Origin of the sequence: Agarivorans sp. QJM3NY_29, from assembly GCF_050870835.2 — a bacterium.
In the GTDB taxonomy this organism is placed as follows: domain Bacteria; phylum Pseudomonadota; class Gammaproteobacteria; order Enterobacterales; family Celerinatantimonadaceae; genus Agarivorans.
This window is the reverse complement of record NZ_CP194036.2, coordinates 4,972,665-4,998,201: the sequence shown is the minus strand read 5'-3', so window position 1 is coordinate 4,998,201 and position 25,537 is coordinate 4,972,665. Positions and strand designations below refer to the sequence as shown.

27 protein-coding genes are annotated in these 25,537 nt (G+C 45.3%); 14 read left to right on the top strand and 13 right to left on the bottom strand.

Going from position 1 to position 25,537, the window contains the following annotated elements; translation table 11 throughout:
• Nucleotide 1: 1 nt before the first annotated feature.
• From ACRRS0_RS22765 to ACRRS0_RS22755, 3 genes are all read left to right on the top strand, one after another.
• On the top strand, nucleotides 2-475 hold the full coding sequence (locus ACRRS0_RS22765; protein ID WP_432455307.1) for a CYTH domain-containing protein: 474 nt from the start codon (nucleotides 2-4) through the stop codon (nucleotides 473-475).
• 108 nt (nucleotides 476-583) lie between these two features.
• A complete protein-coding gene (locus ACRRS0_RS22760) occupies nucleotides 584-2,245 on the top strand; it encodes an AMP-binding protein (RefSeq protein WP_432455308.1) in 1,662 nt (553 codons plus the stop codon).
• A gap of 245 nt (nucleotides 2,246-2,490) precedes the next feature.
• Complete coding sequence (locus ACRRS0_RS22755) at nucleotides 2,491-3,099, top strand: thiol:disulfide interchange protein DsbA/DsbL (protein ID WP_432455309.1); 609 nt, start codon at nucleotides 2,491-2,493, stop codon at nucleotides 3,097-3,099.
• Between the two features lie 177 nt (nucleotides 3,100-3,276).
• On the opposite strand, the gene ACRRS0_RS22750 is transcribed toward ACRRS0_RS22755, so the two are convergent.
• Both ACRRS0_RS22750 and ACRRS0_RS22745 read right to left on the bottom strand, forming a co-directional pair.
• Complete coding sequence (locus ACRRS0_RS22750; protein ID WP_432455310.1) at nucleotides 3,277-4,008, bottom strand: substrate-binding periplasmic protein; 732 nt, start codon at nucleotides 4,006-4,008, stop codon at nucleotides 3,277-3,279.
• Nucleotides 3,996-5,672, bottom strand: coding sequence for an ABC transporter substrate-binding protein (locus ACRRS0_RS22745; protein ID WP_432455311.1), 1,677 nt, complete (start codon nucleotides 5,670-5,672; stop codon nucleotides 3,996-3,998). Before ACRRS0_RS22745 ends, ACRRS0_RS22750 begins: the two co-directional genes overlap by 13 nt.
• A gap of 418 nt (nucleotides 5,673-6,090) precedes the next feature.
• Here ACRRS0_RS22745 and ACRRS0_RS22740 point away from each other — a divergent pair, with 418 nt between their 5' ends.
• Nucleotides 6,091-6,525: an HIT domain-containing protein gene (locus tag ACRRS0_RS22740; RefSeq protein WP_432455312.1), complete on the top strand. Its 435-nt coding sequence runs from the start codon at nucleotides 6,091-6,093 to the stop codon at nucleotides 6,523-6,525.
• Nucleotides 6,526-6,560: 35 nt separating this feature from the next.
• Complete coding sequence (locus tag ACRRS0_RS22735; protein WP_432455313.1) at nucleotides 6,561-6,800, top strand: hypothetical protein; 240 nt, start codon at nucleotides 6,561-6,563, stop codon at nucleotides 6,798-6,800.
• Between the two features lie 101 nt (nucleotides 6,801-6,901).
• Here the strand turns inward: ACRRS0_RS22735 and trmH are convergent, their stop codons facing one another.
• From trmH to gmk, 4 genes are all read right to left on the bottom strand, one after another.
• Entirely contained in the window at nucleotides 6,902-7,618 is a 717-nt protein-coding gene (trmH, locus tag ACRRS0_RS22730; protein ID WP_432455314.1) for a tRNA (guanosine(18)-2'-O)-methyltransferase TrmH, read from the bottom strand.
• Nucleotides 7,619-7,633: 15 nt separating this feature from the next.
• The gene (gene spoT / locus ACRRS0_RS22725) at nucleotides 7,634-9,745 is read right to left on the bottom strand and encodes a bifunctional GTP diphosphokinase/guanosine-3',5'-bis pyrophosphate 3'-pyrophosphohydrolase (RefSeq protein ID WP_432455315.1); all 2,112 of its coding nucleotides are present in this window, start codon (nucleotides 9,743-9,745) and stop codon (nucleotides 7,634-7,636) included.
• A gap of 107 nt (nucleotides 9,746-9,852) precedes the next feature.
• Nucleotides 9,853-10,128: a DNA-directed RNA polymerase subunit omega gene (rpoZ, locus tag ACRRS0_RS22720; protein ID WP_432455316.1), complete on the bottom strand. Its 276-nt coding sequence runs from the start codon at nucleotides 10,126-10,128 to the stop codon at nucleotides 9,853-9,855.
• An 83-nt stretch (nucleotides 10,129-10,211) separates the two neighbouring features.
• Nucleotides 10,212-10,838, bottom strand: a complete 627-nt coding sequence (gene gmk / locus ACRRS0_RS22715) for a guanylate kinase (protein ID WP_432455317.1) — start codon at nucleotides 10,836-10,838, stop codon at nucleotides 10,212-10,214.
• A 232-nt stretch (nucleotides 10,839-11,070) separates the two neighbouring features.
• Between gmk and ppk2 the strand changes: the two genes are divergently transcribed.
• Together ppk2 and ung are read left to right on the top strand one after the other, a co-directional pair.
• On the top strand, nucleotides 11,071-11,850 hold the full coding sequence (ppk2, locus tag ACRRS0_RS22710; RefSeq protein ID WP_432455318.1) for a polyphosphate kinase 2: 780 nt from the start codon (nucleotides 11,071-11,073) through the stop codon (nucleotides 11,848-11,850).
• A gap of 73 nt (nucleotides 11,851-11,923) precedes the next feature.
• Complete coding sequence (gene ung, locus ACRRS0_RS22705) at nucleotides 11,924-12,592, top strand: uracil-DNA glycosylase (protein WP_432455319.1); 669 nt, start codon at nucleotides 11,924-11,926, stop codon at nucleotides 12,590-12,592.
• A gap of 63 nt (nucleotides 12,593-12,655) precedes the next feature.
• Here the strand turns inward: ung and ACRRS0_RS22700 are convergent, their stop codons facing one another.
• The 4 genes from ACRRS0_RS22700 to ACRRS0_RS22685 all read right to left on the bottom strand — a co-directional run bounded on the left by ACRRS0_RS22700 (nucleotide 12,656) and on the right by ACRRS0_RS22685 (nucleotide 15,861).
• Complete coding sequence (locus ACRRS0_RS22700; protein WP_432455320.1) at nucleotides 12,656-13,141, bottom strand: LEA type 2 family protein; 486 nt, start codon at nucleotides 13,139-13,141, stop codon at nucleotides 12,656-12,658.
• Nucleotides 13,142-13,309: 168 nt separating this feature from the next.
• Nucleotides 13,310-13,768 carry an NfeD family protein gene (locus tag ACRRS0_RS22695; RefSeq protein ID WP_432455321.1) on the bottom strand — a complete coding sequence of 153 codons (459 nt, stop codon included), beginning with the start codon at nucleotides 13,766-13,768 and terminating at the stop codon, nucleotides 13,310-13,312.
• 3 nt (nucleotides 13,769-13,771) lie between these two features.
• Complete coding sequence (locus ACRRS0_RS22690) at nucleotides 13,772-14,707, bottom strand: SPFH domain-containing protein (protein ID WP_432455322.1); 936 nt, start codon at nucleotides 14,705-14,707, stop codon at nucleotides 13,772-13,774.
• A 209-nt stretch (nucleotides 14,708-14,916) separates the two neighbouring features.
• Nucleotides 14,917-15,861: a LysR family transcriptional regulator gene (locus ACRRS0_RS22685; RefSeq protein ID WP_432455323.1), complete on the bottom strand. Its 945-nt coding sequence runs from the start codon at nucleotides 15,859-15,861 to the stop codon at nucleotides 14,917-14,919.
• Between the two features lie 157 nt (nucleotides 15,862-16,018).
• Here ACRRS0_RS22685 and ACRRS0_RS22680 point away from each other — a divergent pair, with 157 nt between their 5' ends.
• The 5 genes from ACRRS0_RS22680 to ACRRS0_RS22660 all read left to right on the top strand — a co-directional run bounded on the left by ACRRS0_RS22680 (nucleotide 16,019) and on the right by ACRRS0_RS22660 (nucleotide 19,986).
• A complete protein-coding gene (locus ACRRS0_RS22680) occupies nucleotides 16,019-16,402 on the top strand; it encodes a DoxX family protein (RefSeq protein WP_432455324.1) in 384 nt (127 codons plus the stop codon).
• 61 nt (nucleotides 16,403-16,463) lie between these two features.
• The gene (locus ACRRS0_RS22675; RefSeq protein WP_432455325.1) at nucleotides 16,464-17,303 is read left to right on the top strand and encodes a pirin family protein; all 840 of its coding nucleotides are present in this window, start codon (nucleotides 16,464-16,466) and stop codon (nucleotides 17,301-17,303) included.
• A gap of 22 nt (nucleotides 17,304-17,325) precedes the next feature.
• Nucleotides 17,326-18,315 (top strand): glutathione S-transferase family protein, encoded by a 990-nt coding sequence (locus ACRRS0_RS22670; protein WP_432455326.1) that lies wholly within the window; start codon nucleotides 17,326-17,328, stop codon nucleotides 18,313-18,315.
• 70 nt (nucleotides 18,316-18,385) lie between these two features.
• Nucleotides 18,386-19,381 carry an ABC transporter substrate-binding protein gene (locus tag ACRRS0_RS22665; RefSeq protein WP_432455327.1) on the top strand — a complete coding sequence of 332 codons (996 nt, stop codon included), beginning with the start codon at nucleotides 18,386-18,388 and terminating at the stop codon, nucleotides 19,379-19,381.
• 107 nt (nucleotides 19,382-19,488) lie between these two features.
• Nucleotides 19,489-19,986 carry a DUF1456 family protein gene (locus ACRRS0_RS22660; RefSeq protein ID WP_432455328.1) on the top strand — a complete coding sequence of 166 codons (498 nt, stop codon included), beginning with the start codon at nucleotides 19,489-19,491 and terminating at the stop codon, nucleotides 19,984-19,986.
• A gap of 67 nt (nucleotides 19,987-20,053) precedes the next feature.
• On the opposite strand, the gene ACRRS0_RS22655 is transcribed toward ACRRS0_RS22660, so the two are convergent.
• A complete protein-coding gene (locus ACRRS0_RS22655; protein WP_432455329.1) occupies nucleotides 20,054-21,415 on the bottom strand; it encodes an MFS transporter in 1,362 nt (453 codons plus the stop codon).
• Nucleotides 21,416-21,853: 438 nt separating this feature from the next.
• Between ACRRS0_RS22655 and ACRRS0_RS22650 the strand changes: the two genes are divergently transcribed.
• Both ACRRS0_RS22650 and glmS read left to right on the top strand, forming a co-directional pair.
• Nucleotides 21,854-22,618 (top strand): DeoR/GlpR family DNA-binding transcription regulator, encoded by a 765-nt coding sequence (locus ACRRS0_RS22650; RefSeq protein WP_432455330.1) that lies wholly within the window; start codon nucleotides 21,854-21,856, stop codon nucleotides 22,616-22,618.
• 22 nt (nucleotides 22,619-22,640) lie between these two features.
• On the top strand, nucleotides 22,641-24,473 hold the full coding sequence (gene glmS / locus ACRRS0_RS22645; RefSeq protein ID WP_432455331.1) for a glutamine--fructose-6-phosphate transaminase (isomerizing): 1,833 nt from the start codon (nucleotides 22,641-22,643) through the stop codon (nucleotides 24,471-24,473).
• 398 nt (nucleotides 24,474-24,871) lie between these two features.
• On the opposite strand, the gene ACRRS0_RS22640 is transcribed toward glmS, so the two are convergent.
• Together ACRRS0_RS22640 and ACRRS0_RS22635 are read right to left on the bottom strand one after the other, a co-directional pair.
• On the bottom strand, nucleotides 24,872-25,132 hold the full coding sequence (locus ACRRS0_RS22640; protein WP_432456121.1) for a tyrosine-type recombinase/integrase: 261 nt from the start codon (nucleotides 25,130-25,132) through the stop codon (nucleotides 24,872-24,874).
• A 43-nt stretch (nucleotides 25,133-25,175) separates the two neighbouring features.
• Complete coding sequence (locus ACRRS0_RS22635) at nucleotides 25,176-25,511, bottom strand: phage integrase N-terminal SAM-like domain-containing protein (RefSeq protein WP_432455332.1); 336 nt, start codon at nucleotides 25,509-25,511, stop codon at nucleotides 25,176-25,178.
• Nucleotides 25,512-25,537 lie beyond the last annotated feature (26 nt).

Genomic DNA, 25,537 nt, shown 5'->3' with positions numbered 1-25,537 from the left:
TATGAGCCTCGAAATTGAGCGTAAGTTTTTAGTGAAAAATATGGATTTTGTTGCCCAAGCGACAGCCTCCTTGCGGATAGTGCAGGCCTATCTCAACAGCGATAAGCAGCGTACGGTTCGGGTGCGGATCCAGGGAGAGCAGGGCTACTTAACGATTAAAGGCGTGAGTAATGCCGCTGGTTTGAGTCGTTTCGAATGGGAACAGCCTTTGGCTTTGGCCGAAGCCGAGCAATTATTAAATTTGTGTGAGCCGGGGGCTATCGATAAGTTGCGTTATTTGGTACCAGTGGGTCAACATACCTATGAAGTAGATGTTTTTACTGGAAATAATCAGGGGCTGATCGTAGCAGAAGTTGAATTAAACAGCGAACAAGAGCATTTTGAAAAGCCCGATTGGTTAGCAGAAGAAGTCACCGGACAGCGGCAATATTACAATAGTATGTTAGCGAAAACGCCCTTTAAAACTTGGCTTTAAACCGAGTGTTTGTCACATTCCCTAGGCTAATATTTTGATTTAGCTGGCATCCTGTAGTTATCGATATAGGATTAACTGTAAAGGTTGGTTTTTTGTAAGGGGTTTGTTATGAAAAAGTTTGTGACACCAGTGGACGCTTTGATGCATTGGCAACGCATACAACCACAACAGGTCTATTTACGCCAGCCGATTGATGGTGTATTTCATGAAAAAACTTGGGCAATGGTGGCTCGTGAAGCTGGGCAAATTGCTCAAGGGCTGCGACAACAAAATTTAGCGCCGGGTGACAAAGTGGCGATTTTGGCCAAAAATAGCGCAGAATGGTTTATCGCTGATTTGGCTATTATCATGGCCGGTTGTATTAGTGTGCCTATTTATGCCACCGCCAGTGTCGATACCATCCGCTTTGTGCTGCAGCATAGTGAAGCAAAGTTATTGTTTGTTGGTAAGTTAGATGATTGGGATAAGCAAGCGGCCGCAATTCCTGATGGTTTAACTACGGTGGCAATGCCTTACCACACTATGGCTTGCGATATTCAATGGCAAGACTGGTTAGACCGTTTGTCGGCCATCGACAAACATCATCTTTGGTCGGCGCAAGACATTATGACCATTATTTATACCTCTGGTAGTACTGGTGAGCCGAAAGGTGCTGAAATTAGTTTTGCTGCTTATCGCTATGCCTGCGAGCGTCTGATTGTGGTATTAGAGGCCAATCGTGATGACCGGATGATTTCCTACCTCCCTTTAGCCCACATTACTGAGCGTGTTTATATACAAGGCACGAGTATTTTTAGCGGTCAACCTACGGTATCTTTTGTTGAATCGTTAGCCGCTTTTGCCGACAATTTACGCAGTGTTCAACCAACCTTATTTATTTCGGTACCGCGGCTATGGGCACGTTTTCAGCAAGGCGTATTTGAAAAAATCCCCCCTAAGAAGCTTAAGTTGTTACTGACGGTTCCGCTGTTGTCGAGTTTGATCAAATTAAAAATAAGAAAGGCTTTGGGGTTGAATAAGGCGCGTATTTTAGGTTGTGGCAGCGCACCGATTGCCCCCGCCTTATTACACTGGTATCAAACGCTCGGTCTTAACATCTCAGAAGCGTGGGGGATGACCGAAAACTTAGCCTATGGCAGTTTAAATGTGCCTTTTAGAGCCGATAAGATAGGAACCATCGGTAAAGTTGGCCCTGGGGTAGAATTGAAGCTGTCCAATCAAGGTGAAATTCTGGTGAAAGGCAAAGCGATGATGCGAGGCTATTATAAACACCCAGAGTTGAGCGCCGAGGCGTTGGTCGATGGTTGGCTGCACACTGGTGATAAGGGAACCATCGATAGCGACGGTTATCTAAAAATTATAGGCCGGCTTAAAGAAAGTTTTAAAACGGCGAAAGGAAAGTATGTTGCGCCAGTTCCTATTGAACAGCGCCTTGCGGAAAATTCGATGATAGAACAGGTGTGTGTGGTTGGTAGTGCATTGACTCAGCCCTGCGCCTTAGTTGTGTTAGCTGCTGAGCTGAAGCAGCATTCGCAGCAGCAAATCGAAACCAGCTTAGGCCGTACACTAACTCAGGTAAATCAGCATCTGGAAAGCCATGCCAAACTGTCTCATTTGATAGTGGTAGAGCAGGATTGGAATGTTGATAATGCCTTGCTCACGCCCACATTAAAAATTAGGCGCAGTGAAATTGAGCACTGTTATGCAAGCTTAATTCATCAGCCTGCAGAGGCCGAAGTGATGTTTGAAAACGGACACTGGTACACTTAAGTCGCGCGGGATTGTTGAACGCTGCTATTCATCTTGTTGTAGGTTGTAGGCGTTAATGCTTACCTAGATAAACTTAAGTATTTGTTTTTATTTTTATTTTATATATAAATGGAAGCTAATGACTCTTATTATCATCCCTTCGCTCTCGCGGAGGGGGTGATAAAGTCATGGTAAAGCGATTGACCGAGTACTTGCTTATCTTTATGCTCGGTTTTTTATGGGTACATTGAAGGAATTTTAGATTGATGAAAAAAATACTGATTGCTCTCATGGCGCTGTTGGTTATACCGATGGCATTGGCGACAGACTTTAAGCAAGGCACACATTATGAAGTGATTAAGCAAACCGCCACCGCAAAGCCCGAAGTTATGGAGTTTTTCTCTTACTACTGTCCCCATTGTTATAAGTTTGAACCGGTAGCGAAAAGCATTCAATCCTCTTTGCCTGCTGGAGTTGCATTTAAGAAGAACCATGTGAGTTTTCTCGGTGGTAAAGTCATGGGCGAAGAAATGGTTCGTGCCTATGCTGTGGCAGAAATGCTAAATGTGGATTCGCAAGTAAGCAGCGCTATTTTTGATGCAATCCATGTTAAGCGCCAGCGTTTTTCTAGTCGTGATGATATTCGCGATATTTTTGTTGCCAATGGTGTGGATGCCAAGAAATTTGACAGTGCTGCCAACAGTTTTGTGGTCAATGGCATGGTGTCGCAGATGGATAAAAATACCATTAACTATAAAATTCGTGGGGTACCCGCTTTAGTGATTAATGGTAAATATCAAGTGAACACTGGATCGGTTAAATCTCTTGAAGAGCTCAATCAATTAGTGACTTACTTGGTTAACTTAAAAGTCTAATCCTTCACAATTCCTTATAAGAAAACAGTCTCTTTAGGCTGTTTTTTTGTTTGTCTTCATTGGCTAGATATTGATATGTATTATCGGTGATAATTTCGCGCTTTTAGTACTAATCTAACTCATTATTTATTCATGTTGGCGGGCCTAAATCATCGCTAACTGCGCTCAATGGCTCTATCAATCTGTGTTTATCCCATATAGTCGTTGATAGTGCTGTATCAGTTTGTTTATCTCTCCGGAGCGTTGTAGTTGGTTTAAGTGCTCTTGTAGGCGCTGCAATATAGCTGGATTACTTTGTTTATTACAGGCGATGGCTTCTAATGAGCTATAAAACTCAAATCCTTGCGGGTTAATATCTAAATTATTATTTTCCAGTATATAGGCGGTTAATAATGTATCACTGGCCCAGGCATCGATTCGTTCTCGGTGGAGTTTTTCGGCGCTGTTTAGGTTGGTTGTTGTTAAGTCTAGTTTCAAATTAAAACTACTTAAGTACTCGCTCACGCTACTACCGAGGTAGCTGCCTATTTTTATACCATTAAAATCAGCCAAACTACGTAAGTTTTTGGCATTCTTATGTCGTTGATACAGGGCGAAACGATTGGCGAATAGTGGACTTATCCAAGTAAATAAGCTTTCTCTTGATTCAGTTCGTTCAATCGTAAATACGCAGCTATTGGGGGAGTAGAGAGTGAGCTTGTAGGCTCGTTTAGGAGACAAAACCCTGAGTTGGAGATCGAGTCCACTTTTTTGTTTGAGTAATTGAAATATATCAATATTAAGCCCCGAGAGTTGTTGTTGCTCTTGAATTACATAGGGTGGGTTGACATGAGTATAAAAAATCAAGGAGCTGGCATTTGCGGCCAGTGCCATCAGCCCCAAATAAAGTGCGATGATTACTTTTTCCATGATTGTAACAAGTCTGAGTAGTTGATTGTTTTACCTTGCGGTTTTTCATTGCTCAGGGGCGGTTTAGGTGAACCGGGTTGATTTAACCAATACTGTTTATCTTCGATGGGATTGAGTTGAGGGTTGCATTGAGTTTGGCTGTGTTGATTGAGTTTTGCTAAACCCCTATCCATGTGTTCGGCGAGTTCATTCATGATGAGTGGAATGTTGGCTCCCGGTTGATTCACTCGACCAATGTATTGCCACCAAAGCTCCGATAAGCTTGGGTAGTGGGGGACATTAAAGCCCGTGGGAGTCCATTCGTTACGAGCCTCACTTTGGTAAAACTCGACTAAGCCTCCCAATTCTGCAGAGCGTGCGCTGAAATTGTCTGAGTTGACATCACTGAGTCGGATCGGCGTGAGGCCGACCATGGTTTTTTTCAGAGACACGGTTTTAGCAACATTAAATTGAGCATACAGCCAAGCCGCTTGCTGTTTTTTTAAGCTTGTTGATTTTAATAAGGTCCAACCGCCCACGTCTTGATAACCCGATTTCATTCCTTGTTGCCAGTAAGCGCCGCGTGGTGCAGGTGCAACCCGCCAAAGCGGTAATCCTTGGGAGTCAGTCAATGGTAGGTTGGGATGGCTTAAATCGGGGATAAAGGCGGTATACCAAAATATCTGTTGGGCAATGTGTCCCTTTTTTAGTTCGGCTTGGGCTTGATATAAATCTAAATTGATAGCCTCGGGGGGGGCGAAACGTTTCAGCCAATCGGCATATTTTTCTATCGCGTATATGGCTGCGGGTGAGTCGAGAGCCCCGCCTCGTTTTACAGTTGCGCCTACAGGGTGGCAATCTTGGTTACGGATCCCCCATTCATCGACTGGTAGACCGTTTGGTAGACCAACATCCCCCACCCCTGCCATCGATAACCAACTATCGGAGATCCGCCAACCCAATGAAGGGTCGTTTTTACCAAAGTCCATATGACCATATACTTTTTGTCCATCAAGCTCTTTGACGTGAATGGTGAAAAACTCAGCGATGTCTTCATAAGCTGACCAGTTCTGAGGTACTGCCAGTGGATAGCCATATAGTTGAGCAAATCGTTGTTGCAGTTCTGGGCGCTCAAACCAGTCTTGTCGATACCAATAGAGGTTTGCAAATTGTTGATCCGGCAACTGTAATAAGTTGCCATATGGATCGGTGGTGAAGGCAAGTCCCATAAAGTCGCTTAAGTCTAAATTTGGCAGGGTAACGGCTTTGCCTTCTTCCTGCATAAAATGACTCAAATTGAGTATTTTATTGGAGCGGTAATGGCCACCAATGAGATCGCTGTCACTCACATAAATGTCGTAATGGTTGATGCCTAAATCGATTTGATTATGTAATTTTTTGACCACGTCATTTTCATTAATGACTTCATGGATCACCCTAATACCGGTGAGATCTTGAAATAATGGTGCGATAACGGTTGCTTCATACCAATGTGTGCTTATACGCTCGGTTGCAACACGAATGGTCATTCCCTGATAGGGTTTGGCGGCTTGTTTAAACCAGATTAATTCTTCGATTTGTTGCTGGCGACTGAGGGTTGACGGGCTAAATTCATCTAACCATGGATCCCATTCTTCGGCGAGACTCACGCTACTGAGAGCGCAGCACAATAGTATTGTTCGCATGTTATCCACCGATTGTTATATCCTCCTACTAAAAATAGCAGATGTTTAAAAATTGAAGCCTAAGACTTTCTGGGATGAGCTGGGTTTTGAACTTGAATCCTGGATATTAGTGATTGATTTTTATATTAAATAACATAAGAACTCTACTTAAATCATGGGGCTTGTTGTGCGCATGCTCAAGTCGTTTGAAAAGCGTTGTGACATCCCCTTAGTCTTTGTTTTTTGGTGCTAGTATCGAATGATTTATGTTCTAGTATAAAAGCGTAACATTGTGCTGAAGCTCGCCGTATAATCATCTTTTGATTGGTGTTTATTTCTTGGTTTCTGATGTTGTGAGGGCGAGCTAAGGAATCGGCAAAGGTTTAAGCACTGAAGGTTTGTATTGGTGAGCCTAAAAACCCACATCTTAGGAAATACGATGACTGATTTTGTGTTACATCCGCAATTGGCAAAAGACGGCATTTGGCTCGGCGATTTTGAACTATGCCGAGTATTATTAATCAATGATAGTCAATTTCCATGGTTAGTATTAGTACCAATGGAAGATAATATTGCTGATATTTACCAGTTGGATAATTGTCAACAAGCGCAGTTTTGGCGAGAATCTAAACGGGTCAGTGAAGCCTTAATGGACCTCTATCAAGGGGATAAATTAAATCTTGCTGCTTTGGGAAATGTGGTGCCGCAGCTACATGTGCATCATGTGGTGAGGTTTCATGATGATCCGTTGTGGCCGCAAGCCATTTGGGGACAATTGCCGCTCAAAGCCTACAGCCCTGAGCAGCGTGCGAAGCAGGTGAGCCAGATCCAACAGGCTCTGCAAGCGCATTGGCAGGTGGTCGCCGAATCATGATGTAACAATTGGACTTAAGCTAAATAGGATAAACAATGGAAGGTTTTTGGCGTTGGTTATTGATTATCATTGTGGTGATGTTATTGGTGCGTTGTGAAACTCATGCGTCTTTATATCAGGCAGAAAGTAATGGCATCCGATTAGAGATCCCTCGATTCTTAGCTACCCCGTTTGTTTGGGTGGATAAGCAAGTGGGCCAGCCGATGGTATGGGGTTATCATTTGCCTTGGGATGATGATTATCAATTTAAGCTATATTCGAGTGACAGCGAGTAGTCCTCACTTGAATAAGTGTAGCCTGGTGTTGCGATGTTAATAGCGGCCGATGGACTCATAGCCACTGACCAATAAGGTCAATGGCTGTTGATTGGCGACGCTTATGACTCGTCGTCCAGATGATCCCAGGCTTCTTTGTTCATTTGTACCTTGGCCCACCAAGTATCATCGGCGGCAATTTGGCCATGTTCATCTATCTGTGGGATGGGTAAACCCTTGCGTTTGCAGACGTCGGCAAAAATCGGGTGGCCGCCTTCAAACATAATCCTGTTTTGCTCTTCTGGGCTGACCAAGCAAGGACCCTGATACATCCCCGCCAGTTGGCGTTGTCGCTGCGCTTCATAAAGAATCAGTGCACTAGCCACCGAAACATTCAGTGACTGCACCATCCCAACCATGGGGATAATAATGTCTTGATCGGCTAAGGCAAGCGCAGTATCAGAGATCCCGTATTTTTCCTGGCCCATTAAGATTGCGGTAGGTTTGGTATAGTCAATCTCACGAAAGTCTACCGCACTATCTGACAAATTAGTGGCTAAAATCTGCATGCCGCTGTTGCGTAACTGAGCCACTGCATCTTCGATCTTGTCGTGGTTATGCACTTTCACCCAGTTTTGACTGCCGGTGGCGGTGCCACGACGAAGTTCGTCTTTATAGTTTTCCCAAATGGCATGTACATGGTCGACACCCACGGCATCACAGGTACGCACAATCGCCGATAAGTTATGTGGCTTGTGTACGTTCTCCATACAAACGGTTAAGTCTGTTTGGCGGGCGTCTAACATAGCGCGAATGCGCTGATGGCGTTCAGGTGTCATTAGTTTCTCGTTTATTTAATTTCTTAAGCGAACCACCCGTAATACCTCTGGCATGACTCGGATTTTTCGCATGATGTTGGCTAGGTGGATACGGCTATGGGTGGTAATGAGCAAGTCGACGGTATAAACCCGTCCTTCTTTTTCTTCGGTGACAATGTTTACGATATTGGCACCAGTCGAGGCTACGACATTGGTTAAACTGGCTAGGATCCCTTGGTGATTAACCATGTCGATACGCATTTCGGTTTTGTATTCGCTGGTATTCTCGGCATCTTTTGACCAATCGACATTGATGTAGCGATCGGGCTCTTTTTGATAGCCGCTGATATTTTTACAGGATTCGAGATGCACCACTAAGCCTTTGCCTTGGCTTATATGTGCCACGACCGGATCGCCGGGAATAGGTCGACAGCAGTTGGCATAAGTGAGTAACAACCCCTCGGCGCCTTGAATCGCGATAATCCCTTTGCCCTTGTGTTGGCCAAGTTCTTCGGTATTGCCCAATAATCGTCTACCGACCACAATGCTCATGGCATTGCCTAAGCCGATTTCGGCTAACAGATCGTCGATAGACTCCGCTTTTAGATCTTGTAATACCTGCTCCAGGTGTGCCGGATCGATGTTGGCGAGTTTGGTACTGCCTAGCGCATGATTTAACAGGCGGCGGCCTAAACTAACCGATTCTTCGCGGCGTTGATTTTTTAACAATTGTCGAATTTTACCGCGTGCCTTACCGGTCACCACAAAGTTTAACCAAGCGGCATTGGGTCGAGCGCCCGGAGCGGTGATGACTTCGATGGTTTGACCATTACTTAAGGCTTTGCTAAGAGGGAAAGGGTGACGGTTTACCCGTGCGCCTACACAGGCGTGGCCGACATCGGTATGGACCGCATAGGCGAAGTCTACCGGGGTGGCGCCGGCTGGTAGTTCGATAATTTTCCCTTCTGGGGTAAATACATAAATTTCATCGGGGAACAGATCGGTTTTCACATTTTCGATAAATTCGAAGGAGCTGCCAGCACTTTGCTGTAGTTCTAACAAGCTCTGCATCCAACGCTGGGCTCTAATTTGTGCGGTGGTGCCAGGGCTTTCGCCTGCTTGTTTGTATGTCCAGTGTGCGGCCACACCTTTATCGGCCATTTGGTCCATGTGCTCGGTACGAATTTGCACTTCGACAGGGACGCCGTGAGGGCCAACCAACGAGGTATGCAGGCTTTGATAGCCATTAGCCTTAGGAATCGCGACATAGTCTTTAAATCGGCCAGGGCGAGGTTTGTAGAGGCTATGGCTAATACCTAAGGCGCGATAACAGGTATCAAGTTGGTCAACGATGATTCGAAAGGCATAAATGTCCATCACTTCATGGAATTGAAGCTCTTTGCTGACCATCTTCTTATAGATGCTATAGAGGTTTTTTTCGCGGCCAGTCACCGATGCTTCGATCCCTGCATCTTCGATCCGCCCTTGTAGCTCTTGATGGATCCCGTTGATTAATTCTTTACGATTGCCACGGGCATTTTTTACACACTCTTTTAAGACGCGATAACGCATTGGATAGAGCGCTTCAAAACCGAGTTCTTCTAGTTCAGTTTTGATGCTGTGGATCCCCAACCGATTGGCGATGGGCGCGTAAATTTCGAGGGTTTCCCGGGCAATTCTGCGCCGTTTGTCTGGGCGCAGCGAACCCAAGGTTCGCATATTATGGGTGCGGTCGGCGAGCTTGATTAAAATCACCCGAATATCTTGAACCATCGCCATCATCATTTTGCGAAAGTTTTCGACTTGGGCTTCTTTTTTGTCGCGAAACTTAATTTTATCGAGCTTACTTACGCCCTCCACCAAGTCGGCAATTTCACTGCCAAACTGTTCACTGAGTTGTTCATAAGTTACCGGTGTATCTTCGATGGTGTCGTGCAATATCGCGGCCGCGAGGGTTTGATGGTCCATCCTCACCTCGGCTAAAATCCGCGCCACCGCTAGTGGGTGGGTAATATAAGGCTCTCCGCTAGAACGGAACTGGCCTTCATGGGCATCTCGACCTAATAAATAAGCATCACGTAACAGGATCACGTGTTCTTCACTTAAATAACTAGAAGCGACTTCGCGCAAGCTTTCGAATAAATACAAACAGTACCTCAGTAGCAGAGGATCGCAGTGATAGATATGATTGAATGAATTATGGGAGTTTTACCGTGCGGAGTAAACCCAGCACGGTAATTTTATAGCGGGAAGATCTAGATGCGTTTATCGGCGATAGCTGCAACAGCTGCCAATTCGGCTGCTTCACGTTCTTGACGTTCTTGACGGTCTTGAGCATCCATGGTTTCGGTGGTGATCAAACCTTCTTCAATTTCACGTAAAGCGATAACTGTGGGTTTGTCGTTATCTGCGTCAACTAGAGGCTCTTTACCTTCTACTGCGATCTGACGCGCGCGACGTGCGGCGATAAGGACAAGGTCAAAGCGGTTGCCGACTTGTTCTACTGCATCTTCTACTGTTACTCGTGCCATGCACAGCTCCGTTGATGTATGTTGACTAAAAATGACGCAAGATCCTAGCCGATCTTAGCAAGATTTGCTAGAACTTACGGTATTTATTTCGATAAAAGTTCATTTAGCAAGGCTTGGTGTTTTGCTGCTTGCTGTCGAGTTTGTAACCTTTGGCTCGTAATGATGGCGGTTAATTCACTAAGCGCCTCATCAAAATTGCCATTGATGATTAGATAATCGTATTCATCGTAGTGGGACATTTCGCTTTCGGCTTCATTCATTCGTTTTTTAATTACTTCAGGGCTGTCTTGGCCACGCATGTGCAAGCGGTTTTCCAGCTCCTCACGACTGGGAGGCAGAATAAATACCGATACCGCTTCTGGCATCATCATTTTCACTTGGCGAGCGCCCTGCCAATCGATATCTAAAAATACATCGATCCCTTCGGCGAGGGTTTGCTCAATGCTATGCCGAGAGGTTCCATAAAAGTTGCCAAATACTTCGGCGTATTCGAAGAAGGCTTGTTCATCGATGAGCTGTTTAAACTGATGATGGTCTACAAAATGGTAGTGATTACCATCGATCTCACCGGGACGGACCGATCGGGTGGTATGCGAGACAGACACTTGAGCGGGATAAGCGCGATGGCGCGAAAGATAAGCATTAATCATGCTTGATTTACCTGCGCCGCTGGGGGCCGATACGATATAAAGAGTGCCTGTGATTGCCATGCTGAGTTCTTAGCGAGTGTATAAAGGCGCCTAAGGTTACCATTTTAAGTTTTTTTTTAAAGTATTGTCAGTGAAAATTCATACCAAGTGCTCACTCTGCTGAACGGATTTACTAAGCTTAAATCGTTATGCTTAGCGTGAAGCATTATTAGTTTTACGATCTATTAATTTAACTCTTTGTATTTATTGATTTTATTTTCAATGCAGTTGAACAAACAAGGTGAGCGAGTCTATGGCTGATAAATTGAGTAAACGAGAGTATGAGCAGTGTTTAACCGAATTGCAGGTTGAGTTGGTGAAACTACAGCGCTGGATAGTGGAAACTGGCTTGAAAGTGGTGGTGATTTTTGAAGGTAGGGATGCGGCTGGTAAAGGGGGAGTGATTAAACGTATTGCGGAAAAGCTTAATCCTCGCGTTTGTCGGATTGCCGCCTTGCCTGCGCCGAGTGAGCGTGAGAAAACCCAATGGTATTTTCAGCGTTATGTGGCGCATTTGCCTGCGGCCGGAGAAATGGTGCTGTTTGATCGTTCTTGGTATAACCGTGCTGGCGTGGAAAAGGTGATGGGCTTTTGTGATGAGCTGCAACATCAAGATTTTCTTCGCGCCTGTCCTGAATTTGAACGGATGTTGATCCGCTCCGGTATTATTGTATTGAAGTATTGGTTTTCGGTTTCCGATGAAGAGCAAGAAAAGCGTTTTCTCGAGCGAATTAACAATCCCTTAAAACGCTGGAAATTTAGTCCGATGGATCTTGAGTCTCGCTCTCGTTGGGTGGCCTATTCTCAAGCCAAAGATGAAATGTTCGCGCATACCGATACCAAACATTCTCCGTGGTGGGTGGTGAATTCGGATGACAAGAAACGTGCGCGACTCAACTGTATTCGTCATCTGTTATCGCAAATTGATTATCAAGAGTTACCGCATCCAGCGATCGAATTACCGACGATTGATCGCCAAGGTTATGTCAGAGTGCCGTTGCATGAGCAAAGTTTTGTGCCGGAGTCTTATTAGCTGAAGCCCACAGCATATCGATCTGTTGGGCGATCAGTTATGATGTTGGCGTGTGACTAATAGAGAGCAAACCGTGACCAAAGCGTTGACATGGGACAGATTACTGGAGGCTGAGAAGCAACAAGCTTACTTTCAGACTCTGATGAAACGAATTAAAGATGAGCGTCAGGCTGGGAAGCTGATTTATCCTGCCGATACGCAGTTATTTGCCGCCTTTGAAGCGACGCCCTTGGCTAAACTAAAGGTGGTGATTTTGGGTCAAGATCCTTATCACGGGCCAGACCAAGCCCACGGTTTAAGTTTTAGTGTGCCGCCGGGCATTAAGATCCCGCCTTCTTTGCGTAATATCTATAAAGAATTGGCGACCGATATCAGTGGCTTTGAGATCCCCGAGCATGGCGACCTGCTGGCTTGGGCTGAACAAGGGGTATTGCTGCTAAATACCGTATTGAGTGTAGAACAGGGCAAGGCTCATTCTCATGCCAAATATGGTTGGGAGCAATTTACCGATACGGTGATCGCTCAAATTAATCAGCACTGCTCTGGTGTGGTCTTTTTATTGTGGGGCGCACATGCCCAACAAAAGGGGCGAGCCATCGATAACTCGCGGCATCATTGCTTAACGGCGGTGCACCCATCACCTTTGTCGGCGCACCGAGGATTTTTTGGTTGTCAACATTTTTCCCAAACCAATCGTTTACTGAGTGAGCAGGGACAAAAGCCGATTAATTGGCAAGTTTAACTCAAGCGGTTTGGTGTTGCGTCGCAGCGCTAGTATCATTTTTAGCGGTTGCGAGACATCGAGCTATAGGCTTGAGTTGAGAGTATCGCCGAGATCTTCCAACTTCAGTTTGCCCTCCTCATTGAGTGTAATGTCGGGCCAAAAGCTGCCGAGATCTAGTTTCACTTTGACCTGATATGCTAACTCCGGACGCGACTGTTGCATTAAGGAGCTAAGCAAGCGAAAACTGGCAATCAGGTTGGCTTGGGCGGGCAGGCTAAAATTTGCTTCTCCATAGCCGGGAACACTGGGTAAATCGCTGGTGGCACCGTTGACCACTTCATGGCCATTCAAGGATAAGGAATAGACGGCGCCAGCGAGGCTTAGGGCTTGTTGGTTGGGGTTGACCACCCGCAGATTAATCTTGAAATTAGGAGCCATACCATCACTGCCGACTGGTACAACCGAGACTAAATTAACCTTGGGAGCTTCGGTGGGGGCGATACTACTACAGCCGTTCAAAGCAATAATAAGCAATAAAACAGTGGGTTTAGTGAACAATTTAAGCATCCATTTTAGCCTACGAGAGTGAGCGGAGAACAGGCTTAAGTTAAGCATAATTGTTTGGGTTTTGCATGCTGAATCAAGCGCCTGTTCGCTAACAGAGCATTCTACTGAGAAGTGATGGCGTATACTGAAAGGGACTGGTGAGAGCAATTGCTCTACCAGTGAAAGCATTTAATCAACTGGCTTGACCCAAAAGGTTCCCACTTCCACTTTAATCACTTCTACTTCAGTATCGGCGGCAATGGGGTGTTCGCTTTTTAACACCCAGCTAATCCCTGAATGTTTATAGCTACTTTGACCGCGTCTATCGATGGCTTGCTCACAAAAGAAACGGTGACCGTCAAAGTCACTGCTTACTGTTTTATCATCGGAATGATTTTGTAGTTTGCGCATCGGTTTCCACAGCAAACCGGCTAATACGCTGCTGGCAATCGCATTCGACAGCAAGATGCTATTCCAGCTATCAGCCAGTAAATCTAACCAAATTAAAGAGCCTGTCAGCACCAACGACAAACCAACAAAAAATAAAATAAAGGTGGCAAAGCCGATCAGGCCAACTTCAATGGTCAGCAAGATCAAGCCTAGCGCAACCATGGTTTGTGGAATGTGATTGGCAAACAGCTCAGTCATGATTTAACCTCGATTTAGGGTATTTAAAATACTAGTTGCCTGGGCGACTAAAGAGCCTGCTTCACTGCTGCTATCAGGTAATAATACCACGGTTGATTCTTTGGCTATTGCCAATTTCGCTTCAATGGCTTTAGTCGCTAAGTCTAGTTGTACCGCTTTTTGGCCTTGTTCGGTCGCCGCAGAGGCACCAATAGTATTAATCGCCTGTGCTTGTGCGTCGGCAACTGCTATTAATGCTTGTGCTTCACCCTGAGCGTTTAATACTTGTTCTTGTTTTTCAGCTTCGGCAGCTAAAACACGCGATTGTTTTTGACCTTCGGCAATATTAATCGCGGCGGCTTTTTCACCTTCCGATTCGAGAATTTTAGCGCGACGTTCACGTTCGGCACGCATTTGCGATTCCATCGCATCCATAATTGATGCTGGTGGCGTAATATCTTTAATTTCATAACGCATGACTGCGACGCCCCAAGAGGCGGATGCTTCATTGATTGAATTGACAATCTCAGCGTTGAGGGTGTCACGTTCCTCAAAGGTTTTATCTAATTCAATTTTACCGATTTCTGAGCGCATGGTGGTTTGTGCGAGCTGGGTAATTGCGAAAACATAGTCTTCTACACCATAGGTGGCTTTGTAAGGCTCAAGGACTCGAAAGTACAATACGCCGTCGACCGTGAGTGAAATATTATCTTTGGTAATTGCGGCTTGGCTCGGAATATCGAAGGCTTGTTCTTTTAGGGTTCGGCGTGCTGCAACCTGATCGATCATCGGTAATAGAAAGTTCAGCCCGGCTTCTTTGGTGGACTGATATTTACCGAAGCGTTCGATCACCCAGGCTTCATTTTGTGGCACAAATTTAATCGATGATTTCAGCACAAATAGTGCAAAAATCAGCAGCGCGACTTGAACAGTGAGAACATAATCAAAAACGATCGGCATATGACTTTCCTTAGCGATGAGTTAAAAATGATGGGTGCTGCGAATAGTGGTTGAGCGGGCTAAGCTGAATTCAGCAAAATTTGGCTTGATTCGCCGTGCCTATTATATTTATTAAGTTGCAAGATAAACATAAAACCTCTTGAGAATACAGCGCTTTTTGATAGTCATGTGATTAAATGAGTAAAGCTTGCTTCAAAGTTTGTCGAGACTCACGAATGTGGTTCTGCGGGCTGTTTTAAATGCTGAGCAATCGCCTGATCCCAGTAGGGGTTTTTGCCAAAGCGCTGACATAAAAAATCAATTAATAAGCGTGCTCGTTGTGATAAATAACGAGTATTCGGGTAGATAGCCCAGGCGTATAAACTTGGTGTTCGATATTGTGGCAATACTGGTACTAGGTCACCAGTGGCAATACTACGCCAAGCGATAAAACTAGGGCTAAAGCTAATTCCATGACCAGCAATACTCATGTCTTTTAAAAAGTCACCATTGTTCGCGGAGATATGCGGTTGATAATTCACCTGATGACGCAGTCCTTTGCTATCGAACAAAATAAAGTTGGTCGTGGGTAGATTGCTGTAATGCAATATTTGATGTTGCTTCAGATCTTCAGGGTGTTGGGGGGTGCCATGCCGCTGTAAATAGCTCGCTGAAGCAACCAGAAGGAAGTTGATTGGGGTGATTTTTCGTGCCTTGAGGCTCGAATCTTTTAGCTCGGCGATGCGCAATGCGAGGTCGATTCCTTCGGCGACTAAATCTTGTTGGCTATCGGTCAGGCTGATCTTTAACTGTAGCTGCGGGTGTAACTGCATAAAAGCATCGAAGGCTGAATTGAGATGACTGAGGCCAAATGACAAAGGAACGGCGACATGTAAGGAACCACTGAGTGCGGTATTTTGCTGGCTTGTTTGGTGGTTGAGTTGGTTAATGTCATCCAGAATTGCGAGGCTGCGTTGGTAATAGCTTTGGCCATAATCATTTAGTTTTAAGCGGCGCGTACTACGCTGTATTAAGCTGATCCCCAAGCGTTGCTCTAAGCCACTTAGGCGTCGACTAACCACAGACTTAGCCATTCCCAACTGCTCGGCGGCTCGAGTAATGCTACCGGCTTCTACCACCCGTACAAAAATCTGCATGTCTTCTAACTGGCCCATCTTTACCTCGCGAGTTGAACGTTTGAATCGTTCTATTGTTGCTATTATAGGAACAATAATTTGCTAAACACACTATTTATTGAACCAATATTGATGGTTATGCTGAGTCTAATAGTTGGGGAGACCCAGTCGATCTCACATCAATTAGGAAATGAAGATGAAACAAATACAATTATTGGCTCAACCGCTTGGCCGTTTACTTTTAGCATTAATGTTTGTCCTTTCTGGTTTTGGAAAAATTGGCGCTTATGCCGGTACTCAAGGTTATATGGAGGCAATGGGAGTGCCGGGTGCTTTATTACCCTTAGTGATTGCCCTTGAATTGGTCGGTGGCTTGGCCATTGTTGTGGGCTGGAATACCCGTATCGTGGCCTTTTTGTTGGCAGGCTTTAGTGTCGTGGCGGCGCTGTTGTTCCACGGCAATGTTGATGACCAGATGCAGATGATCCTATTTATGAAAAATATTTCGGTTGCGGGCGGCTTTCTATTATTAGTTGCTCATGGTGCTGGTGCTTATTCCTTGGATAATCGAAAAGCATAGCGCTTGCTTGTGCTAAACAAACATCAATTGTGCTCAAGATTCTCAGTGCTAGGAGTTAAAAATGAAACATCGCAGAACCGTGATTAAGCGAGTGACAGGTCAAGCCACCCAGGATGGGGCTGGTGTTAAGTTAACTCGGATTCTTGGTAGTCAGCAATTATCCATGCTGGATCCCTTTTTAATGTTGGATTGTTTTGAGTCAGATCAGCCAGATGATTATTTGGCTGGTTTTCCCGAACACCCGCATCGTGGTTTTCAAACCGTCTCTTATATTCTTAATGGCAAAATGCGACATAAAGATAGCGTCGGTAATGAGGGGGTGATTGAAGCTGGTGGGGTGCAATGGATGAGTGCTGGCAGAGGGGTTATTCACTCCGAAATGCCAGAGCAGCAAGACGGCTTATTAAAGGGCTTTCAGCTTTGGATTAATTTGCCGGCCGCGCAGAAAATGTCGGCACCAAGCTATCAAGAGTTTAGTGCCGAGCAGATCCCGCAAAGCCGAGATTTACAAGGTAATCTGATTCGGGTCATTGCGGGTGAGTTGGCAGATGGTACTCAAGGCCCTGTGCAAGTGGTGCACCAAACGGCGACTTATTTGGATATTAGCATGGTGGCGGGCGGGCAGTTGCAGCTGGATTTGGTACAATCTCAACAAGCTTTTATCTACGTGATTGAAGGGCAACTTCAGGTGGCGGATGACCCAGAACCTTTAAATGCTTACCAGTTAGCGGTACTAGACTTTGGTGAGGCGTTGCAATTAAGCAGTCATTCAGCTTGTCGACTATTGTTAGTTGGTGCCGAGCCCTTGAACGAGCCTGTGGCCTGGGGAGGCCCGTTTGTGATGAATTCGCGTGAAGAAGTACTGCAGGCCTTCGACGATTTTCAAAATAATCGATTTTAAGCTTGAACAACGAGGAACGGGTATGGGTTTATTGGTTGACGGTGAATGGCAAGATCAGTGGTACGACACGGCGAAGCATCAAGGACGCTTTCAGCGCAGTGAAGCTCAGTTTCGCCATTGGGTTACCGCCGATGGTTCCGCAGGCCCGACTGGAGAGGCGGGTTTTAAAGCCGAAGTGGGCCGTTATCATTTGTATGTGTCTTTGGCTTGTCCTTGGGCGAATCGGACTTTAATTTTTCGTAAGCTTAAGGGACTGGAAGAATTCATCGATTATTCGGTGGTACATTGGTACATGGCTGAAAATGGCTGGACCTTCGCTGAGGGCGAAGGGGTGGTGAAAGACCCGCTTCATCATGCTGAATTTATGCATCAAATCTATACTGCTGCCGCTCCAGATTACTCGGGGCGAGTCACCGTGCCAGTGCTCTGGGACAAACAGCGGCAAACCATAGTGTCTAATGAATCGGCGGACATTATTCGTATGTTTAATTCTGCTTTTGATTCACTCGGCGCTAAACTCGGTGATTACTATCCGCAAGCATTGCGCGAAGACATCGACGCACTTAATCTACGGATTTATGAGACGGTGAATAATGGCGTTTATCGGGCTGGTTTTGCCACCAGCCAAGCGGCTTACGAAGAGGCTGTGGTCCCCTTATTTGCAAGTTTAGATTTTTTAGAGCAGGTCTTGAGCGCTCAGCGTTATTTGTTGGGTTCTGAATTAACCGAGGCGGATTGGCGTTTATTTACCACCTTGATCCGCTTTGATGCGGTCTATGTCGGGCACTTTAAATGTAATTTAAGGCGCATAGCCGACTATCCTCATTTGCATGCTTACATGCTGGATTTGTATCAAATGGAAGGTATTCGTGAGACCATCAATTTAGCGCATATTAAGCAACACTATTATCAGAGTCATCGGATGATTAACCCAACAGGGGTGGTGCCGAAAGGACCTGATTTGGGTTTAGACCAGCCGCATGGGCGAGAACAGCTAACGCTCATTCCGTGATATACCACTGAGGCGCTTGCAGGGGCATTGGTTATACTGTAAGCACTTCATCATTTAGTTAAGTTGGCTCGTGAACAAACTTTACGCTCGATTATTCTGCATCATGGCGCTATTTTGCTGTTGGACGATTCAAGCAAAACCAAAAATCTTGGTGATTGAAAGCTATCAGCAGCAAGAATTATGGGACAGCCAGTATATCGCGGGTTTGAAATCGCTGCTCGCAGCCGATTATCAGCTCGAATATTTTCAAATGAATACCAAAAATTTACCCGAAAAACAGCATCGCGGTCGAGGTGAAATCGCTTGGCAATATTATTTGGATGTACGGCCTGAACTCGTCATTCTAGGTGACGATGAAGCCCTGCAATATCTGGGTCCTCGTTTTGCCAAAACAAAACTACCAGTGGTTTATTTGGGAATTAATCATAGCCCTCGTACCTACCATGTTGATCGGCGAGTGAATATCACAGGTGTATTAGAACGACCATTGCTTGAACCGTCGGTGGCAATGATTAGTCAGTTATTAGCCAGTAAAGCTAAGCGTGTATTATTATTGTTTGACGACAGTCACGCGTCAAAAATTATTCAGCAAGAGCTCTTTGCAAATCAAACAAGCATGCAGGTGGCGGGTGTCGAACTGGAATTGCGCTTGCTTAATCATTGGCAAGCTTGGCAAGCAAACGTTGAAAGCATGCAACAACAGGGCTTTGATGCGGTAATTTTTGGCTCGCTTGAGGGGATCCGTGATAGTGCCAATCAATATGTGACCACCGAACAAGTGTTAACTTGGTCAGTGGCTCATTCACCAGTGCCTCCCTTTAGTTTTTGGGATTTTGCCGTTGGTGAAAATAAAGCCATTGGCGGTCTGGTGGTGGATGGTTTTGAACAAGGGCGCTTAGCTGCGGGCTTAGCGAAAACAATACTTGAAGGAGAGCCTGTGGTTCCCCGCAGTTTAGGTCCGCTTACGGCCGCCAAAGGACGTTATTTATTTAGTCGCTCACAGTTGGCTCGTTATCAAATTCAACTGCCTGAAGCCATTGAGAGCAAGGCAAACTATGTTGACTAAACGCAATAATAAGCTTTGAGAGAGTATCTACTTTAACGCCATTGAAGTAGAATTCTGCAGATTTTTCGCCCTCGGCTTGCCGTTTTTGTTTGATTTAGGATGTTTACATGACTAATAACGATATTCTTCGTCGCCTTCGCTATTGTTTTAACTTGAATGATAACAAGATGATTGCCATTTTTGCTCAAGCTGATGTTGAAGTGAGTCGCGCTGAAGTGAGTGACTGGCTCAAGAAAGACGATGATCCGGCTTATAAAAATTGCACCGATAAAACTTTGGCAACGTTTCTGAATGGTTTTATTAACGAGCGACGGGGCAAGCGGGAAGGGGCTCAGCCAGAGCCTGAAAAACGTTTAAATAACAATCAGATATTAATGAAGCTAAAAATAGCTTTAAATTTAAAAGCGGAAGATATGTTAGCGGTATTAGGCTTAACTGGGTTTCAGTTGGGTAAACATGAATTGAGCGCCTTTTTCCGCAAGCCTGATCATAAACATTATCGTCTTTGTAAAGATCAGGTGATGCGCAATTTTTTACACGGTTTGCAGCTTAAATACCGAGCAGAGCCAGAGGAATCGCCAGATTTTGAATGGGATGCTGAATAGCTCATCCGGCATGTAAAAAGCCGAGCGCATGCTCGGCTTTTTGGTGTTTAATTAAACCTCACCCTGTTTAGGCTGGCTGTGCTGTTGCTGTGTTTGAGTCTGGTTCGCTAACCAAGCTGGGGTCATCTTGATCATTGATGGTGAGAGTGATTACAGCGGCGATAGCCATTGACGCGCCCCCTAATACCAAGGCCATCATCGAATCTCCGCCAAATATTTCACGGGTAATATAGCCTAACAAGCCAGCGGCTAAAATTTGCGGGATAACGATGAAGAAGTTAAATACTCCCATGAAGAAACCCATTTTTTTGCTTGGTAACGAACCGGCTAAGATGGCATAAGGCATACAAAGGATGCTGGCCCAGGCGAAACCAATACCGACCATATTTAACAGTAACATCTTTGGATCGGCGATAAAGTGCATGCCAGCTAAACTAATACCACCAATCAATAAGCAAACGGCATGAACAAATTTTCGACTAGTTCGATGAGCCAACCAAGGCAATGCAAAAGCGGCAAGGGCGCTAATACCGTTATACATCGCAAAACATAAGCCTACCCAGTCAGCTCCTTCGTTATATAAGCTTGAAGCAGTATCGTTGGTGCCGTAGATACTACTGGTGACTGCCGAGGTGGTATAGATCCACATTGCAAACAAGGCAAACCACGAGAAAAATTGAACGATAGCTAGGCGGCGCATGGTCGCTGGCATTTTTTTTAGGTCGGCGATAACGGTAGCGAATCCTGAACGATTCTCTGGTTCAGCTTCTTCTGGGGAGGGTTCAAAGCGTTCCATCTCTTGTGGGCTATATTCTTTGGTTTTAAACACCGTCCATAATACTGCGCAAAGGAATACGGCTGCACCGGCATAAAATGAAATTTTAACCGAAGGCGGGATCATACCTTCCGGTGCGGTATTGGCGATACCAAGCCAATTCGACAGCATGTAAGGCATGGCTGAGGCAATTACTGAACCGACACCAATGAAGAAGGTTTGTACTGCAAAACCCTGGGTGCGCTGTTCCGAGGGGAGATTATCTGCGACTAAGGCACGGAAAGGTTCCATTGAAATATTGATTGACGCATCGAGGATCCACAACATGCCCGCTGCAATCCAAAGATGAGGAGAGTTGGGCATAACCAATAGCGCTATGGACGACATAATCGCACCCACCAAGAAATACGGACGGCGGCGACCTAGTCCGTTCCAGGTGCGGTCACTCATATAGCCAATAATAGGCTGGACCAATAAACCAGTCACTGGCGCTGCCAGCCACAAAATAGGTATTTGATCGATGCTTGCACCAAGCGTTTCGAAAATTCGACTGACATTGGCATTTTGTAAACCAAAGCCAAATTGAATACCAAGAAATCCGAAACTCATGTTCCAGATCTGCCAAAAACGTAATTTGGGTTTGTTTGTGTTCATCGCGATGCTTATTCGTTGGGGAGAGTTTATCTGACCTTGATGATCAGCCGCTTAATTGGGGTGATTTTCACAGTAAAAGCTTTTCTTTTCCACGATAACTGCGTGACACCGATCACAGTATTGCCTGAAAGCGTTACCAAGCTCACAAAAATGCTTATTTACGTTAGTGCTTGTTAAATTGCTGTATGGCGTGCGCAAATTTTTTGTGATCTTTGGATTGAAAAATAATCTTGGTTAGGGGATGTCTATGCCCGAGGTTCATTATTCTTGCTTGGGAATAGAGTCGCTGGACTGGTATTTACGGTCAGCCCAGCTACGCTTTTTATATGATTAAAGTTGCAGTTTTCGCAATCAAGCTTGTCTATATTTACGACAAGGGTTGATCTTAAGTTTCACTTAAATATAATATCTTTCGATTCGAAACTTAAGTCGAAAGATATGATCAAAAGAAATACTCAACAACGACGTCGTTTAATATTGGAAAGGCTGACCGAGCAAGGTGAGGTGAAGGTTGACGAACTTGCTCAGTTTTGTGCAACTTCAGAAGTGACCATCCGAAAAGATTTGGCGAGCTTAGAAGCAAATGGTTTGTTATTGCGACGCTACGGCGGTGCGGTACCGATCCCTAGCGAGTTAATTCATGAGCATGGTGATGAGCTAATTTCTGCTCAAAAACAAGCTATTGCTAAGTCTGCGGCGGGTTTAATTCGAGATCATAATCGTATCATTATCGATAGTGGTAGCACGACCGCTGCACTGTTACCTGAGTTATCAGATAAAGAAGGTTTAGTGGTGATGACCAATTCTTTAAGCATTGCTGCTGCGCTGCGCGAGTTGGAAAACGAACCTACACTTTTGATGACCGGAGGAACTTGGGACCGTCATTCAGAGGCATTTCAAGGGCAGGTCGCGGAGCAGGTCTTAAGGGCCTACGATTTTGATCAATTGTTTATTGGTGCAGATGGGATCGACGTACTGCGGGGTTCAACTACCTTTAATGAGCTGGTGGGTCTTAGCCAAGTGATGGCAGAGGTTGCTCGTGAAGTCGTGGTCTTAGTCGAATCGAATAAAGTAGGCAGAAAAATTCACAATCTAGAGTTGGCTTGGTCAAATATTTCAACTTTAGTTACAGACAATCAGCTAGAAACCAAAGTTGCAGAGCAAATACGGGCTCAAGGCGTCAACTTGGTGATAGCACCATAGTATCTATCACAAGGACATAAATATGTGTGGAATTGTAGGAGCTGTTGCTCAACGAGATGTTGCCGATATTTTAGTGGAAGGTTTACGTCGTTTGGAATATCGCGGATATGATTCATCTGGTGTTGCAACGTTGACTCCCGATGGCGTATTAAGCCGAGTGCGCTGTTTAGGCAAGGTGCAAGAATTAGCCGATGCCTTAGTCAAATCCCCAGTATTGGGCGGCACTGGCATCGCTCATACCCGTTGGGCGACTCATGGCGAGCCAAGCGAACGCAATGCTCACCCGCATGTTTCATGTGAAACCATTGCGGTGGTACATAACGGTATTATTGAAAACCATGAGCCGCTGCGCGAACAACTCCAGGCGAAAGGCTATCTATTTTCTTCTGAAACGGATACCGAGGTGATTGCTCACCTAGTGGAGCATAAATTAAAGCATCACCAAAGTTTGTTAGAGGCGGTTCAGTCTGCAGTGGCGGAGCTGGAAGGCGCTTACGGGATGGTGATTATGGATAAACGCGACCCCTCTCGTTTGGTGGTCGCTCGTTCTGGCAGTCCTTTGGTGATTGGTTATGGGGTGGGTGAAAACTTTATTGCTTCCGATCAATTAGCCTTGTTACCCGTCACTCGCCGTTTTAGCTTCCTAGAAGAAGGTGATGTTGCCGAAGTGACACGTCATTCGGTGACTATTTTTGATGCCAATGGTCAATCGGTTGAGCGCGAAGTTACCGAGTCAACCGCGGCACACGATGCCGGTGATAAAGGTCAATACCGTCACTACATGCTTAAAGAAACTTATGAGCAACCGATTGCTATTCAGCGAACCTTAGAAGGTCGCTTAAAAGCGGGTAAGGTGCTCGACAGCGCCTTTGGTGAAAAAGCCGCTGCTATTTTGCCGAGCATTGAGCATGTGCAAATTATTGCCTGTGGAACCTCTTATAATTCGGGCATGGTGGCTCGTTATTGGTTTGAAGAGTTGGCTGGCATTCCTTGTAATGTTGAGATCGCTTCAGAGTTTCGTTATCGCAAGTCCTGCACTCCGAAAAATAGCTTGTTAGTCACTTTGTCGCAAAGTGGTGAAACGGCCGATACCTTAGCGGCGCTGCGTCTGGCGAAAGAGCAAGGCTATACCGCCAGCTTAACGATTTGTAATGTGGAAGGCTCATCATTAGTACGTGAATCCGACATGGCCTACATCATGAAAGCGGGTGCCGAAATTGGAGTCGCTTCCACTAAAGCCTTTACCGTGCAATTGGCGGGTTTATTGATGTTGGTAGCAGCCATTGGTCGTAATCAAGGGCTAAGTGCAGAAATGGAGCAGCGGATCGTGAGTGCTTTGTTGGCTTTACCCGCGAAAATCGAGCAAGCTTTAACTTTAGATGGTGCGATTGAAGAATTGGCCGAAGACTTTGCCGACAAACATCATAGTTTGTTCCTCGGCCGCGGAACTCAATATCCGATAGCCATGGAAGGTGCGTTGAAGTTAAAAGAAATTTCTTACATTCACGCCGAAGCATACGCGGCGGGTGAGCTTAAACACGGCCCCTTAGCCCTGATTGATGCAGAAATGCCAATTATTGTGGTGGCGCCGAACAATGAGTTATTAGAAAAACTTAAATCTAATGTTGAAGAAGTTCGGGCTCGAGGTGGCATTTTATATGTATTTGCCGATAAAGACGCTAAGTTTAGCAGCGATGAAACCATGCGGGTGATTAATGTGCCTCACGTTGATGAGCTGATCGCGCCTATTGTTTACACCATTCCGATGCAGCTCTTGTCTTATCATGTCGCATTGATTAAAGGCACCGATGTAGACCAACCACGTAACTTGGCCAAGTCGGTCACTGTGGAATAGCGACTCGGCGGTGATGGTTCAAGCTGTCGGCGGACCATAAAGTCTCGCACCAAGTATTAAAGTGTCATATTAAAATGGCAGCGCTCACGATGTGGACGTTGCCATTTCTAAAACGTTTTTGCCCCGTTCTGTGTTAGCAACGGGGTAAAAGCTTTCGCCTACGGCGACGTCATTAAGCTTCAACGAGCAAAGCTTAGCTAAGCAAAAAGAAAGCTCGCCCTGCATCTTCTTAAACCCTGCGTTGCTCATTCTCAAGGGCGTTGAAGTAAACACTACGCTCAAACAGACTTCAACTTTGCTCCCTTGTTCATTTGCGCGACTCGGCGAAGATGATGGGATTTAAAAGCGTAATCTTGGCTATCGAGAGTGTGAAAGATTTTTGTTTTTAGAATGGATGTCTAGTTTATTATTCGGGCTAACGCGTAAGGCATCGTCGTTCCAGCATAATGTAGACTCATATCGTGAGCAAAAACACTTTTGCTCAGGAGAATGTTATCGCGAAGCTTTGGGATCAAGTTAGGGGGTAACAAAGTCACGCGATCTTTATTTCCTTTGCCTTGCCGTACGGTGATTGTATTTTGATCAAAATCTAAGTCTTTAATCCGTAATCTCAAGCATTCACTGAGTCTTAGTCCCGAACCGTAAAGCAGTGAAGCCATGATCTGATAATCCGCGGGTAAATTCGCAATCACTTGGCTCACTTCAGCTCGAGTAAAAACTACGGGAATGTTGACTTGTTTTTTTCGCGCGTTTCGCCTGAATTCCAATCATTTCGATACGTAGTACTTTGTTATAGAGAAACATTAAGGCATTAAATGCGATGTTTTGAGTCGCCGGAGCGACTTGCCTATCGACCGCTAGATGAGTTAGAAATCGTTCAATATCAGCAGCTCCGAGCTTTGCTGGGTGCTGCTTGTGATTAAAATACAAAAAACGTTTTATCCAATGCCAATAGGTTTGCTCGGTGCGAATACTGTAATGGTGCTGATAAATCGTATTTCTAAATCGCTGCTGGAGCCGCAATGGTGTGTTTGACATGTTGCGCACTTTTTGTCTGTATACAT

What these genes read in the sequence shown, in the direction of transcription:
- ACRRS0_RS22765 (WP_432455307.1), top strand. Translation starts at nt 2, where the DNA reads ATGAGCCTCGAAATTGAGCGTAAGTTTTTAGTGAAAAATATGGATTTT.
- ACRRS0_RS22760 (WP_432455308.1), top strand. Translation starts at nt 584, where the DNA reads ATGAAAAAGTTTGTGACACCAGTGGACGCTTTGATGCATTGGCAACGC.
- ACRRS0_RS22755 (WP_432455309.1), top strand. Translation starts at nt 2,491, where the DNA reads ATGAAAAAAATACTGATTGCTCTCATGGCGCTGTTGGTTATACCGATG.
- ACRRS0_RS22750 (WP_432455310.1), bottom strand. Translation starts at nt 4,008, where the DNA reads ATGGAAAAAGTAATCATCGCACTTTATTTGGGGCTGATGGCACTGGCC.
- ACRRS0_RS22745 (WP_432455311.1), bottom strand. Translation starts at nt 5,672, where the DNA reads ATGCGAACAATACTATTGTGCTGCGCTCTCAGTAGCGTGAGTCTCGCC.
- ACRRS0_RS22740 (WP_432455312.1), top strand. Translation starts at nt 6,091, where the DNA reads ATGACTGATTTTGTGTTACATCCGCAATTGGCAAAAGACGGCATTTGG.
- ACRRS0_RS22735 (WP_432455313.1), top strand. Translation starts at nt 6,561, where the DNA reads ATGGAAGGTTTTTGGCGTTGGTTATTGATTATCATTGTGGTGATGTTA.
- trmH (WP_432455314.1), bottom strand. Translation starts at nt 7,618, where the DNA reads ATGACACCTGAACGCCATCAGCGCATTCGCGCTATGTTAGACGCCCGC.
- rpoZ (WP_432455316.1), bottom strand. Translation starts at nt 10,128, where the DNA reads ATGGCACGAGTAACAGTAGAAGATGCAGTAGAACAAGTCGGCAACCGC.
- gmk (WP_432455317.1), bottom strand. Translation starts at nt 10,838, where the DNA reads ATGGCAATCACAGGCACTCTTTATATCGTATCGGCCCCCAGCGGCGCA.
- ppk2 (WP_432455318.1), top strand. Translation starts at nt 11,071, where the DNA reads ATGGCTGATAAATTGAGTAAACGAGAGTATGAGCAGTGTTTAACCGAA.
- ACRRS0_RS22700 (WP_432455320.1), bottom strand. Translation starts at nt 13,141, where the DNA reads ATGCTTAAATTGTTCACTAAACCCACTGTTTTATTGCTTATTATTGCT.
- ACRRS0_RS22695 (WP_432455321.1), bottom strand. Translation starts at nt 13,768, where the DNA reads ATGACTGAGCTGTTTGCCAATCACATTCCACAAACCATGGTTGCGCTA.
- ACRRS0_RS22690 (WP_432455322.1), bottom strand. Translation starts at nt 14,707, where the DNA reads ATGCCGATCGTTTTTGATTATGTTCTCACTGTTCAAGTCGCGCTGCTG.
- ACRRS0_RS22685 (WP_432455323.1), bottom strand. Translation starts at nt 15,861, where the DNA reads ATGGGCCAGTTAGAAGACATGCAGATTTTTGTACGGGTGGTAGAAGCC.
- ACRRS0_RS22680 (WP_432455324.1), top strand. Translation starts at nt 16,019, where the DNA reads ATGAAACAAATACAATTATTGGCTCAACCGCTTGGCCGTTTACTTTTA.
- ACRRS0_RS22675 (WP_432455325.1), top strand. Translation starts at nt 16,464, where the DNA reads ATGAAACATCGCAGAACCGTGATTAAGCGAGTGACAGGTCAAGCCACC.
- ACRRS0_RS22670 (WP_432455326.1), top strand. Translation starts at nt 17,326, where the DNA reads ATGGGTTTATTGGTTGACGGTGAATGGCAAGATCAGTGGTACGACACG.
- ACRRS0_RS22660 (WP_432455328.1), top strand. Translation starts at nt 19,489, where the DNA reads ATGACTAATAACGATATTCTTCGTCGCCTTCGCTATTGTTTTAACTTG.
- ACRRS0_RS22655 (WP_432455329.1), bottom strand. Translation starts at nt 21,415, where the DNA reads ATGAACACAAACAAACCCAAATTACGTTTTTGGCAGATCTGGAACATG.
- ACRRS0_RS22650 (WP_432455330.1), top strand. Translation starts at nt 21,854, where the DNA reads ATGATCAAAAGAAATACTCAACAACGACGTCGTTTAATATTGGAAAGG.
- glmS (WP_432455331.1), top strand. Translation starts at nt 22,641, where the DNA reads ATGTGTGGAATTGTAGGAGCTGTTGCTCAACGAGATGTTGCCGATATT.
- ACRRS0_RS22640 (WP_432456121.1), bottom strand. Translation starts at nt 25,132, where the DNA reads ATGGCTTCACTGCTTTACGGTTCGGGACTAAGACTCAGTGAATGCTTG.
- ACRRS0_RS22635 (WP_432455332.1), bottom strand. Translation starts at nt 25,511, where the DNA reads ATGTCAAACACACCATTGCGGCTCCAGCAGCGATTTAGAAATACGATT.